The sequence below is a fragment of the Shewanella sp. MBTL60-112-B2 genome, assembly GCF_019655055.1.
In the GTDB taxonomy this organism is placed as follows: Bacteria; Pseudomonadota; Gammaproteobacteria; order Enterobacterales; family Shewanellaceae; genus Shewanella.
The window spans coordinates 78,680-91,113 of sequence record NZ_BPFA01000014.1 but is presented as its reverse complement, the minus strand read 5'-3'; the positions used below and the strand labels follow the sequence as shown (position 1 = coordinate 91,113).

At 42.2% G+C, this 12,434-nt stretch carries 10 protein-coding genes and 1 riboswitch; of the genes, 5 read left to right on the top strand and 5 right to left on the bottom strand.

All coding sequences use genetic code 11. The features are described from left to right. Positions 1-188: 188 nt before the first annotated feature. Positions 189-1,475: a coproporphyrinogen III oxidase family protein gene (locus K5Q73_RS10980; RefSeq protein ID WP_220763268.1), complete on the top strand. Its 1,287-nt coding sequence runs from the start codon at positions 189-191 to the stop codon at positions 1,473-1,475. 125 nt (positions 1,476-1,600) lie between these two features. On the opposite strand, the gene fadE is transcribed toward K5Q73_RS10980, so the two are convergent. Next, on the bottom strand, positions 1,601-4,048 hold the full coding sequence (gene fadE / locus K5Q73_RS10975) for an acyl-CoA dehydrogenase FadE (RefSeq protein WP_220763271.1): 2,448 nt from the start codon (positions 4,046-4,048) through the stop codon (positions 1,601-1,603). 244 nt (positions 4,049-4,292) lie between these two features. Here fadE and K5Q73_RS10970 point away from each other — a divergent pair, with 244 nt between their 5' ends. Continuing rightward, entirely contained in the window at positions 4,293-5,078 is a 786-nt protein-coding gene (locus K5Q73_RS10970) for a class II glutamine amidotransferase (RefSeq protein WP_220763279.1), read from the top strand. Positions 5,079-5,148: 70 nt separating this feature from the next. Here the strand turns inward: K5Q73_RS10970 and K5Q73_RS10965 are convergent, their stop codons facing one another. Next, on the bottom strand, positions 5,149-5,934 hold the full coding sequence (locus tag K5Q73_RS10965; RefSeq protein ID WP_220763281.1) for a DUF3108 domain-containing protein: 786 nt from the start codon (positions 5,932-5,934) through the stop codon (positions 5,149-5,151). Between the two features lie 21 nt (positions 5,935-5,955). Next, a complete protein-coding gene (locus K5Q73_RS10960) occupies positions 5,956-6,309 on the bottom strand; it encodes an MGMT family protein (RefSeq protein WP_220763289.1) in 354 nt (117 codons plus the stop codon). A 210-nt stretch (positions 6,310-6,519) separates the two neighbouring features. On the opposite strand from K5Q73_RS10960, the gene K5Q73_RS10955 reads away from it, so the two are divergent. Then, positions 6,520-7,191, top strand: a complete 672-nt coding sequence (locus K5Q73_RS10955) for a hypothetical protein (protein ID WP_220763291.1) — start codon at positions 6,520-6,522, stop codon at positions 7,189-7,191. 229 nt (positions 7,192-7,420) lie between these two features. On the opposite strand, the gene K5Q73_RS10950 is transcribed toward K5Q73_RS10955, so the two are convergent. Then, positions 7,421-9,142: an MFS transporter gene (locus K5Q73_RS10950; RefSeq protein WP_220763293.1), complete on the bottom strand. Its 1,722-nt coding sequence runs from the start codon at positions 9,140-9,142 to the stop codon at positions 7,421-7,423. A gap of 265 nt (positions 9,143-9,407) precedes the next feature. On the opposite strand from K5Q73_RS10950, the gene def reads away from it, so the two are divergent. Both def and K5Q73_RS10940 read left to right on the top strand, forming a co-directional pair. Next, positions 9,408-9,899, top strand: a complete 492-nt coding sequence (gene def / locus K5Q73_RS10945; protein ID WP_220763295.1) for a peptide deformylase — start codon at positions 9,408-9,410, stop codon at positions 9,897-9,899. 164 nt (positions 9,900-10,063) lie between these two features. Further along, positions 10,064-10,579 carry a DTW domain-containing protein gene (locus K5Q73_RS10940; protein ID WP_220763297.1) on the top strand — a complete coding sequence of 172 codons (516 nt, stop codon included), beginning with the start codon at positions 10,064-10,066 and terminating at the stop codon, positions 10,577-10,579. A 116-nt stretch (positions 10,580-10,695) separates the two neighbouring features. Here the strand turns inward: K5Q73_RS10940 and K5Q73_RS10935 are convergent, their stop codons facing one another. Then, a complete protein-coding gene (locus K5Q73_RS10935; RefSeq protein ID WP_220763307.1) occupies positions 10,696-11,391 on the bottom strand; it encodes a hemolysin III family protein in 696 nt (231 codons plus the stop codon). 806 nt (positions 11,392-12,197) lie between these two features. Beyond that, positions 12,198-12,296: riboswitch (TPP riboswitch) on the top strand. Positions 12,297-12,434 lie beyond the last annotated feature (138 nt).

Below are 12,434 nucleotides of genomic sequence, written 5' to 3'. Positions count from 1 at the left end.
GTTTTGTTAGCTGAGATTAGTGTTAGTGATATGATTCAATACTACGTTCTGTGACAGACATAGTATCTGTAATGATATTTATGGATAAACATAGGCTTTATAACACACTTTTTAATGTAATCAAGGAGTAAGGTATTAGTTAATTACTAACCTGAAGCTCAGGTAAATTCAGCATTACAAGGTGAGCTATGTCATTTGCCGATCTACGTTTAAGTTTCGCATCACAAAGTCTTGATTTTGTTATTCAGCATACCATTACGCATTCACTTAGCCTTGCAGGTGCAACTGCGCTCCCTAGCGTACAGTCATCAGTAGGTATTCCTCAAGAGCAGCATATCGAAACCCTTTATATTCATATTCCTTTTTGCCATACACTTTGTCGTTTCTGCTCATTCCATAAGATTAAATATAACCAAGAAAAAGCCTTAGAATATTTCCAGGCTTTACGAAAAGAAATACGCCGGGTGATTGAGGGCGGTCTTCGTTTTAATCGGGTATATATTGGTGGTGGTACAACGACGATATTGGAAGATGAATTAGTTAAGACCATAGAGTTAATTAAAAGCTTAACCACTGTCCGTGAAGTCTCTTGTGAGACTGACCCTAGCTATTTTAGAACGGGTCATCCTGAAGTACTAAAGGGCTTAGTAGATCGAATGTCTATTGGATTACAGAGCTTTGACGATAACATATTAAAAGCCAGTGGCCGATTTGAAAAGTTTGGTTCAGGCGATGAACAAGAAATAGATATTAGACGCGGTATAGAGCTGTTTCCCACGGTTAATGTGGACTTGATGTACGGATTTAAAGGCCAAACTCCCGATAGTGTCATAACAGATATTAAGAGGATGATCCAATTGGAACCTGACCAAATCACTACCTATCCGTTGACGATAGGAATAGGTAAAAGCCGCAAAAAGTCCCAATGTTTAGCGGGTGAGCCTAAAGATCTTTTATCACAGTTTTTGGCTGTTAAGCAGGTGATGTCAGAACGCTATATGATGGATTTTCCGTGGACTTACAGCCGTAATTTTGGTCAAGCCGTTGAGAACAAGTATGTGTTAGACGGTGAAAACTGCTTTGGCGTAGGCTCGGGTGCATTTGGTCGCTTTGGCGAGCAATTCCAGATATCAAGCTTTAGTATAGATAAATATATTCACTTGATTAATCAAGGTGGTGTAGGGACAAGCCATCATAAAATACTTAGCTTAAAATCGATAAATCAGCATCATTTAATGATAATGATGGGCAAGGGTCACTTAGATAACGCGCTGTTTAAAGCACATACAGGTAAGAGCTTGTGGCAAGCTTTTCCTGTTGAGCTCACTTATCTTTTAGCTGCTGGCGCGCTAATTAAGCAAGGGGATAGTTATTTGACTACCGAGGCAGGGCAATTTATTGCGTTAAAAATGTTTAGTGGTTTTTTAGCTGGAATGGATTATTTACGTGAGCAAGCAATTGAGTTAGCCGCGTAATGTTTACTAGTGGTTTAACCTTCTGTTTTGGCTCTGAGTAGATCAAATTCTTATACTGATTGGTATTAAATGAAAAAGGCTTAAGTGAATACTTAAGCCTTTTATTACGCACTTCTGCTTGTTAATTAAGCTGCTTGCACCTCTTTAGTGTAATCAAGCGTGCGAGCTTTTAACTCTTCAGGGTCAAAATCATCGACATTGATTGACTTCATACGGCCAATTTCAGCTCGCTGAAGTAGTGCGACTTCTTCTTCACTTAACACGCCAAGCGCTTTACCTTCTGCGGCTATTTTATCTAACCACATAAAGGGTAGGCGTTTACCTGCGGCCTTACAGACTTTGTCGTAGATTGGCTCTGATGCCAAGATATCTTTAAAGGTTTCTTCCTGAATACCTACAGCGTTATGCTCGGTTGGCGTCCAGTATTGCCCTTTACCCAGGCGGTCACGGCTGGCACAAGGAGTTTGCATGATCTTAGCAACCTTATGGTCTAGCACATCACTTGGGCGTTTAAGTGGGCGACCAAATGGGAAGATGACTCCACGAAGAACAATACCAAGCCCCATTGGGAAGTTATCTAAAAGTTCATCGAGTGAAGACTGTAACTTGTAGAGCGAGTCTTCGACTGCCCACTGTACTAATGGTAGATCCTCTGTGAGTCGACCTTCATCTTCGTAGCGTTTAAGGGTCGCCGATGCTAAATACAGCTGGCTGAGTAGATCGCCAAGACGGGCAGATATGCGCTCTTTACGTTTAAGGTTGCCACCAAGAGTTGCCATAGCAAGATCCGATAATAGCGCTAAGTTAGCACTGAAGCGGTTCATTTGTTGATAGTAACGCTTAGTTTTATCCGAATAAGGCGCGTTAGAGAAGCGGCTAGAGGTTAAACCCATCCATAAGCTACGCACTAAGTTGCTGGTGGTAAATCCGATATGGCCAAAGATAGCCGCATCAAAGTCACGTAGTCCCTTGTTCACATCTGGATCAAACGCCGATTCCATTTCGGCTAGTACATATGGGTGACAACGAATGGCACCTTGACCATAGATGATCATCGAGCGAGTAAGAATATTGGCTCCCTCAACGGTAATAGCGATAGGTGCAGCCTGATAACCACGACCAAGATAGTTATTTGGGCCCAGACACACCCCTTTACCACCATGAATGTCCATGGCATCAATAACACATCTTTGCATTCTGTCAGTAAGATGGTATTTCACAATGGCAGAGATAACTGATGGCTTTTCACCCAGATCGATACCGGTTGTGGTCAGTGTAGTTACTGCATCCATTAGATAGGCGTTACCACCTATTCTAGCCATCGGCTCTTCGATGCCTTCTAGCTTGCCGATAGGTAGCTTGAACTGGCGACGAATGCGAGCGTAAGCGCCGGTTGCAACTGCTGCTGTCTTAATGCCGCCAGCCGAATTTGACGGTAGTGTGATACCACGTCCAACCGATAGGCATTCAACTAGCATTCTCCAACCTTGGCCAGCCATTTCTGCGCCACCAATAATGAAGCTAAGTGGTACAAACACTTCATTACCGCGTGTAGGACCATTTTGGAACATACAGTTTAATGGAAAGTGGCGACGGCCAGTTTCAACACCTTCAATGTCGGTAGGAATAAGTGCACAGGTAATGCCTAAATCTTCTTGGTTACCCAGTAATTGGTCAGGGTCGCGAAGCTTAAATGCAAGACCAAGAACTGTAGCGACTGGTGCAAGAGTAATGTAACGCTTGTTCCAAGTCAGTTTCATGCCGAGTACTTCTTCGCCTTGCCATTCTCCTTTACACACAATACCAAAATCAGGAATGGCGCCAGCATCACTACCCGCTTCTGGGCTGGTTAAAGCAAAACATGGAACTTCAAGTCCTTGAGCAAGGCGGGGCAGGTAATGGTCTTGCTGAGCTTTGGTTCCATAATGTTGCAGTAGCTCACCAGGTCCTAATGAGTTAGGAACACCAACAGTTGATGCTAACTCGCTGCTAAGGCCTGCAAGCTTTTGTAATACGCGTGATTGTGCATAGGCAGAATACTCTAAGCCGCCATATTTCTTTTTAATGATCATCGCAAAGAAGCCATGATCTTTAAGGTATTGCCAGATCTCTTCTGGTAAATCGCCTAACTCATGAGAGACTTGATGCTGGTTTAACATACGGCAAACTTCTTCAACAGGGCCGTCTAGGAAAGCTTGCTCTTCAGCACTTAACGTAGCTTTTGGATAGTTATGAAGCTTGCTCCAGTCGGGCTTTCCTGCAAATAGGTCAGCCTCCCACCAAGTGGTTCCCGCTTCAATGGCTTCTTTTTCTGTTGAAGACATCTCAGGCATAATGCCACGGTACATCTTAAGGAGTGGACGAGTGATAACATTTTGTCTAAACGAGCTGATGTTAAGAGGTAAGGCAATGACAAGAAATACTACCCAGAGTAATGGGCTTAAGCTGGCGGCGCCGGTTCCGATTGCTAACACAATCGCGGTGCCTAAGGTGGCGGTTAAAAGTGAGACTCTTAGATAGGCTAAAGCACCAATCGTAAAAATCATCGCCAAGATCCAAAGTAGGGTAGTCACTGTAATTCTCCTTTTATGTGTGACCGATAGTTTACCTAAAGGCACTTATTTTTAGCTCTACCTCACAATTATAGCGTGTGGTCAGACCTGTGTTTCATAAAATTTATACGTTCGTTAATTTTAATACAAGTAGTTTTCAAACAAATGTTTAATTTTTTGTATGCAGTCAAGCATTCCACAATGGCTGGCAAGTGGTTAGAATAGCGTTATTAACGATGTAGCAGATTGAACGGGATAAAGATTAATGTGCGAGTTGCTGGCCATGAGTGCCAATGTTCCGACTGATATAGTATTTAGTTTTACTGGCTTAGCACAAAGAGGTGGAGTCACAGGACCTCATGTGGATGGTTGGGGGATCACCTTTTACGAAGGTAAGGGTAATCGCACCTTTAAGGATGCTCGCCCTAGTAGCGAGTCACATATTGCTCAGTTAATTAAATCTTATCCGATTAAGAGTGAAGTGGTAGTAAGCCATATTCGTCAAGCAAACCGTGGCTGTGTATCTCTGGAGAACACTCATCCGTTTACAAGAGAGCTTTGGGGCCAGTATTGGACCTATGCTCACAACGGACAGCTCAGTGATTACCAAGACAAGTTTGTGTCTAAACGTTTTGCTGCAGTAGGGGATACAGACAGTGAAATGGCTTTTTGCTGGATTATGGATCAAGTTGTAAATCAATTTGGTGATAAAGCACCTGATGATAGGTTGGCTGTTTATCAGTATATATCGACCCTTGCAGATGAGATCCGCGCCTTAGGTGTTTTCAATATGATCTTAAGTGATGGCGAGCATTTAATGAGTTATTGCAGTAATAACCTTTGCTACATCACTCGTCGCGCCCCTTTTGGCAAGGCAAAGTTGATTGATACCGATGTGGTAATTGACTTTAATCAAGAGACGACACCCAATGATGTGGTCACAGTGATTGCCACTCGACCGTTAACTAAAAATGAGCAGTGGAATGTGCTGACACCCGGTGAGTGGAAACTGTTTAAAAAAGGCGAGTTGGTGAGTTCATCAAAGAGTTAAATGCTGGCAGAATAAATCTAAAAGCTCGCAAGGGTTAACTTTGCGAGCTTTTTAACACCATTTAATAAGCTCAGCCTTCTTCGTTATTAACCTTATCATCAACCAGTGCCTGCTCTGTGGTTGGTGGTGTCTCTTTACTACTCTGATCAAAATGATAATTAAGCAGTTTAATATCTAGTTGCTTACTGCCTTTTTCAAAGTGAGTTAAGCGTATTGGCAGGTAACTAAGGTCCGGCGCCATCCAAAAGAAGGTTTGACGCTTTTTACTATCACGGATGACCTCAAACTTGATGGTTTGATAGCTACCACTTTCGATGTTTACTCGCTCTTTTGCCACGATTTTAAAGGCATAGTCATCGACTTCTCCCTCTTTTACCATGGTGTAATGTAGCTCATCCTTATGGGCTTGCATATCGAGTCTAAATTGAAGCTGCACCATCAGTGGGTCAAACAGTTCACTGTCGTAAGGTAATGTTGCACGCTCATCTTTATAGCGGCTGTGAACCACATTTTGCCCTTTAGCAAAGGCGGCTTGCTCTCTAAAACTTGGGCCTGTGCCGGTTCGTTCGACCGAGTAGCGCATAGGAACCAGCTGATTAGCTCCCTCTAAGGTAAATTCGCTACGGATGTGGCGTTTATCTGACAGCATTAATAGCCCTACATCACTATCGAAGCGATACTGAAAGAAATTGTCTTGTGGAGTCTCGAGAATATAGCGAGCACGCCCAAGCTCTATACTGCCGTAATTGACTTGATACTCGGCAGTATGTGGAGTTAACACTGTGACGTCAGCAAGCGTTGAGCTGCTTGCAACTAACAGGCTGATAGTGAATAGAGTCGGTAACTTTTTAGGCAAATAAAACTCCTTAATAGCTTTCTAATACGGCAAGGAAAGCACTAACGTTGCAATATCGGGTTGCCACTCATAGTCTGACAGCTTAATTCTGCCTCGGTTCACTGTAACACCTTCTGTACGTAAGATTTGCATCTGCTCTATAAAGGGCTGCGTATGCTCTGCAAAAGAAATTTTGCCCTGGCTATTGATGACTCTATGCCAAGGTAGATCCATCTCAGCTGGAGCCGCGCGTAATGCTTTAGAGACTAAACGCGCTCGACCGGGCAAGCCTGCTAAGTCTGCTACCTTACCGTAAGAATAGACCTTACCTTTAGGGATCATGGCCACAATGTGCCATATTCTCGCCATAGGTGAAGATTCACTATTCATTTGCATAATTACTGTTCCTTTTATTACGGTAGTTTTTAACCTTGATAATATCAACTCTTTGGTTCATTTGTATTCGCACTAAGGCTTTTTTGGATACTAGTGTTACCTAATTGTTTCTACCTGCAGTTTGTGGTTAGCTGCTTGTAATATATGGTAAAAACCCTTGCTGAGACTTGGCGCTAAAGTAATAATAGCGCTTTTTTAGCGGTATCTATAATGTCAGTAAAGGCGTTAACACCATTCGTAGGCTCCCTGTTATTCCTCTCCACGGTCCTAGTTCCTAGTTATGCTAATGATTTTAGGCATATTGCTGACCCGTTAAATCTTAACGACTCTCTGTATGTGGGCTTCGATGGCGATGTATTCAAATTGGGCGGTAGTTTTGCTACTAGCCATCAAAAATTTTCAGCCAATACTAATTTAGGCGGCGATAAGTGGCATATGGGTTACTTATATTCGACGCAAGAAGTAAATGTAAGAGCTTCAGTACAGCATGCTAAGACTGACTCTCCGCACGGCAAAGCGAGTTATTATCAATTTCAGCTCGGTTTGATGACTGAACATCAAGGATGGTTTGCGACACAGGTGTTTACCGAAGTCGCAGTGAATCATCTGGCTGTTAAGTCTTATACAGACAGTACTGCAGCGAATGTAAATATGACTGTGCTTAAGCCTTTGTCGGAGCATTGGTACAGTGAGTTTTATGCTCAAGGTAATTTGGGCATCGATGGCGTAGAGCGTTATGAGGCTAAAAGTTGGTTAGCCCTAGGTTATTTGATTAATCCGCAGTGGTCTTGGACGGTTCGTTATCAGTATGATTGGGAGAAGCTAGAACAATTTGAGGATGAAGACACTCAGTGGGTATTTGCAATACGCTCACAATTTTAGTTATTAGTTCGCCATTACACTGATTGTTATGCGTACTCGCGATTCAATCTCAGTTGGGAAAAAAACAGCCCGTGTAAGTATGCTTACGCGGGCTGTTTATATGAACTGTTTATATAGTATGGACTTAATTATCTAAAGAGCAGGCTTATCTTTTCAGATCTTGATTAGCTCTTTAAGCTAGTCCGTGATGCTAGCTCTGTCACTTAGCCCTTTAACATAGCCCTTCAACTTAGCTCGCTTGGGCTAGCGTTGCATCGGTATCGTTATCCGCCTGTGGCGTAGTACCAAACTTGTGGAACATCACCAGACCAAATGCAGTTAATAAGCCAAAGCCACCAATGATGTACCACATCATATCTGGACGACCCGCGCCTTTAGCTACTTCTGCATATAGGTAACCAGACAGAGGTCCTGCTAATAAGAAGCCAATTGCCGAAGAGACGAAGTAATAGCCCATAAACATAGCCTTTTTATCATTAGGTGCAAAGCTTGCGACATACTCTTGGCTCTTAGGTGAAGCAACCATTTCACCAATGGAGAATACTAAAATAGAGGTCAGCACCATGGCTCCGCCCATGATCGCACCATGAGCAATACCACCAATGGCTGTACCGATAGCGAGAATAATCGTGCCACCCACTAAAACAGGCAATGCTTGGAAGCGCTCTACGAAGCGGCTAATAAATAACTGCATCACAACAATCGATAGGAAGTTAAGTCCGATAAGGTACTCAGGATTAACTTGGCGATATTCGCTAGCCCAAGTTTGAGCGTACTGGGCTGCAGCTGTTGGCGTTTGGGTTATAGCGGCAAAAGCTTGACTGATTTCAGCCGTTGGCACCATCACCTTAGTATGCACCAACTCAAAATATGCTTGTTTTACATTAAGTGTACCTGCAGCAACTTCGTGGCTTAGACGTGTCATTTCGGATTGTAATAGACTGACATCGACAGGAGCAAAGAACTGCTGTAAGTCAGGGTAGCCAGCCAACATCATGACTAAATCTGATGTATCGACAAAGTCTCGAATATAGATAGGTAAGGTTATAAAAATCTGTTGATAAACCATCCACATACCAGAGAGGATGAGTAGATAAATAACGAATGGTTTATTACCTAGACTGATCTTTTGTGCGTACCAAGGCGCTTGCTTACTAGATGAGGCTAACTTGTCCCAAATAATATGGGCTGTGAACCAAACAGCGTAGATGATTAAGGTGGTTTCACCTGTGATCCATTTCGCGCCGTAAGACATTAAGATGATTAAGGTACCGAAGAATAAAATAGCAAAGCGTGCATTACCTAACACTTGCTGGATATCTTGGAATACCGCTTTAAGAGGCTTTCCTTTTTGTTGATTCTGATCCGTTGGTTCTTTATAGAAGAAGTAAGCTGGAATGAAGTTAACCGCAATCCAGAATGCAGACATGATAAATACCCAATCCCAACTTATTGCTCTAACATAACCTGCGATAAAAGGCCCCAAGAAGCCGCCGATATTGACCATCATATAGAAGATCCCGAAGCCTAAGCCGCGGTTTGTATCATCTGTTGTTCGCGCCACAGTGCCAGTAACGACAGGTTTAAAGCAGGCGGCACCCACCGCGACGCCCATAAAGGCGACAAAGAAGCCCATAAAGGTATCGACTTGTCCCAATAAGTAATAACTTGGACACATGATGGCGTAGGCGACGAGGAACATTCTTCGGTAGCCATAGCGGTCGGCAAGGGCGCCAGTGAGAACAGGAAATAGATAGAGAAAGAAGGGGATCATACCTTGCAATAAGCCACGCTCTTGTTCAGAGAACCCTAAGCCACCTTGATTTTGTGGCGAGGTCATGTAAAGCGAAGATAGGGCAAAAAAGCCATACCAGGCAAGGCGTTCAAAGATCTCCATGGTATTGGCTACAAAGAATGTAGGGGGCAACGCAGTGCGTCCTGCTTGAGTCATATTATTATCCGTATATTTTATACATTTTAAATCATGCTATCACATGTTGTAAAAAAGTGGAGATTATTGTGCAAAATGGAAGCGTTAAAGTTGCTCAATTGTCTGCAAACTGACTTAGCGAGTAAAAAGGTCATGCCCGCGGTATTTAAAGGAGTGCTTTAAATTGAAGAAGAAAAATGACTTAAATGCCTGCCAGAGTTGCCTTTGCGCCTGATTCGGTCATAATAGCGCGAATTTTTTAGTTTACTTTTAGTGTGATTATAATATGGCAGTGTTAGACATTTTAACGATCCCCGATGAGCGCCTAAAGCGTAAAGCGGTTCCGGTAACAGATATTGAATCTGTACAAAGCTTTATCGATGATTTGATTGAGACTATGTATGACACCGACGATGGTATCGGTTTAGCTGCAACTCAAGTTGGCAGCTTGCATGCCATTTTGGTTATCGACCTGTCTGACGAGCGAGATCAACCAATGGTATTGATTAACCCTGAGATCATTGAGTCTCGTGGTGAATATCAAGGTGAAGAGGGTTGTTTATCTATTCCTGGTTATCGCGCTAAGGTCAATCGTCATGAAGGCGTTAAGGTCAGCGCTTTAGATCGCCAAGGTAAAGCATTTGAAATCGATACAGATGAATTCTTAGCTATCGTTTTACAGCATGAAATGGATCACCTTAATGGTGTGGTGTTTACTGACCATCTTTCTATGCTAAAGCAGCAGGTTGCTTTAAAGAAAGTAAAGAAGTACAAATAGGCTATCAATTTTAGCGTCTAGTTATTGATATATGGCTTTTAAGCCGTTGATGTCAATAATAGATCAAATAAAGCGTCCCTTATAAAAGCGTCCCATATAAGAGGGGCGCTTTTTGGCTTTAAGCCTATTATACTCTCGTCGTAATTTAATTTTGAGTCAGTTCTGTGCAAGTCATATTATTAACCCATGAACGTGAAGCTACGCGTCCGACGAATACCGGTAACCTCGCTGTTAAACTGTTTCCTAACTATTGCCAGCGAGTGATGTGGTCACGTGTCGCGCCTTCAGCTGAGTTGTTAGCTAAGCTGCAGCAAGCCGACACTGCGCTGTTGTTCCCAGAAGACGACACTGACGATACTCAAGTTAGCTCTGAACAGAGTATGAACAAAATTCAGCAGCTGTCACAACGAGAGCATAAATTTAAGTCGCTGCCGAAAACTTTGGTGATTTTGGATGCGACTTGGCAAGAAGCGCGCAAGATGCTGCGCCAAAGCCCATACTTGAAAACGGCGAAAACCTTTTCTTTAACCCATAGTCCCGAGTCGCAGTTTAATTTACGACGTAATCAAATTGAGGGCGGCTTGTGCACGATTGAATGCATTATTGAACTGTTTAAGCTGGCTAATAAACAAGATGAAGCTGAGCGACTTAATGCAGCATTTAAAGCATTCTGTCAGTGAGTAGACTTAAGCTGTAATATTACACTCAGAATAATGGCTAAAACAAAAAGGCACTTTGAGTGCCTTTTTATATAATGATTGACCTATCCTAACTATTGCCCTTCATTGTTGACTAACTAAATCACGGTTAGATAGATACAAAGGAAGTGGCAAATTGCTCCACCTAATACAAATAAGTGCCAAATCGCGTGATTAAAAGGGATGCGTTTAGCCACATAAAAAATAACCCCTAAGCTATAAAATAACCCGCCACCGAGTAACAGATTAAAACCCAGATCAGACATATTGGCTATAAGCTCTTTCATCACAGTCACACATAGCCAACCCATCACTAAATACAACACCAGACTGAAAGCTTTAAAACGTCCAATAAATAGGGTTTTAAATAATACTCCCCCAATAGCTAACGACCAGATGGCAATTAATACAAGATTGGCATCACTACTATTTAAGCTAATCAACATTAGCGGCGTGTACGTACCCGCTATCAATAGATAGATGGCGCAGTGGTCGGCAATTTTAAGTCTGTGTTTCAATAAAGGAGATGTGGCGCTGTGGTATAGGGTTGAGCACAGAAAAAGTAAGATAATGCTACTGCAGTAAATAACTACACCTGTTAATTGAATAAAACTTAAGTGATCGTAGCCCTTTAGCAAACACAGAATAAGCCCGACAATACCGACAATGACGCCCATACCATGGCTGATGCTGTTAGCAAGCTCTTCTCTAGCACAGTAGCTAGCTTCTGTTATCTGCTTACCTTTAGGATGAGATCCTTGACTGTCTGAAACTGTCACTTGTTCTACTGCCATCGTATAAAAGACTTCTGGTTAGACCACAATTAAGGGCAGTGTAACAGCTTTGAATTGAAAAGCTAGAGTTTAAGCGAACACGTGTACGCTAAGTTTTTGATTGAAACTCACAGCAGCTTGCTAGCGATAGGTAACTTATGTTAATAAGCTTGTTCTAAACTATCGTTAAATGAGATATCAAGCGTATATAGCTAGCAGCTATAGCAAATACGGGCATTGAATAGGATTTAAAACACCAATAGGGATAACTCAAGGGCGTACTTCAGCTACAGAGAACGGTTCAGTTAGATGAATTAGTGGCAGACAGCGCTGCTCAATATACTCAAAACGCTCATTCAGTGAGATGGATGGCGAAATGCAAGAGCTGATATTTTTAGACGAGGATGAGTGCAGTTAAATCATCACCACTCAGCACAGGTTAGACCCAAATAGAGTTGTAAAACACGGTGATGATTGCTACCGGCTTGTCAAAAACAGCAACCAAATTAACCCCTATGCAGAAAATCTTGGCTATTGGTTTAACTGTGGTGAAGACAAAGTCAAAATAGCCATTAAAGAGGCAATTGATAAACGGCTAGAGCAGCGCATGATAAGCTTTTAAAGCCCAATCTTAGAATACTAAGAAGCTGGGTTTATCGGAAATTGTTGACTGATTAAAATTCATATTAGTAGACATTTTTTGTGGTTGATTTGATTTTAGTCATTAAATTTCAGTTGCTTGAATATGAAAATGTTTGTTATAAACTTCTGGTCTAATAACTTTTTAAGCCCTTGTATCTCACTAGTAGATAGGTCTATACTGCCAGCTCATCTTGTCGGAGTGCCATATGGCTGAGACCGTTAATTCGGGATCCGTTGAACCTGATCAGGCTAGAACCTGCGAAGGAAACAAGCGAAATAACTGCATAAATGACTTTTAAATAAGCGCTAAAAGCAGTATTTCGGTGGTTACGTGTAACTAGAATTTACCGCTAGTTATATGTTCAACTTTTCACATTCTCAATTTCTCCTGGCAAGCAACTTCATTTCTAATAAAAAGTGAG

Bases quoted from the DNA above. Each gene is read 5' to 3' on its own strand.
- K5Q73_RS10980 (WP_220763268.1), top strand. From the start codon at position 189: ATGTCATTTGCCGATCTACGTTTAAGTTTCGCATCACAAAGTCTTGAT.
- K5Q73_RS10970 (WP_220763279.1), top strand. From the start codon at position 4,293: ATGTGCGAGTTGCTGGCCATGAGTGCCAATGTTCCGACTGATATAGTA.
- K5Q73_RS10960 (WP_220763289.1), bottom strand. From the start codon at position 6,309: ATGCAAATGAATAGTGAATCTTCACCTATGGCGAGAATATGGCACATT.
- K5Q73_RS10955 (WP_220763291.1), top strand. From the start codon at position 6,520: ATGTCAGTAAAGGCGTTAACACCATTCGTAGGCTCCCTGTTATTCCTC.
- K5Q73_RS10950 (WP_220763293.1), bottom strand. From the start codon at position 9,142: ATGACTCAAGCAGGACGCACTGCGTTGCCCCCTACATTCTTTGTAGCC.
- def (WP_220763295.1), top strand. From the start codon at position 9,408: ATGGCAGTGTTAGACATTTTAACGATCCCCGATGAGCGCCTAAAGCGT.
- K5Q73_RS10935 (WP_220763307.1), bottom strand. From the start codon at position 11,391: ATGGCAGTAGAACAAGTGACAGTTTCAGACAGTCAAGGATCTCATCCT.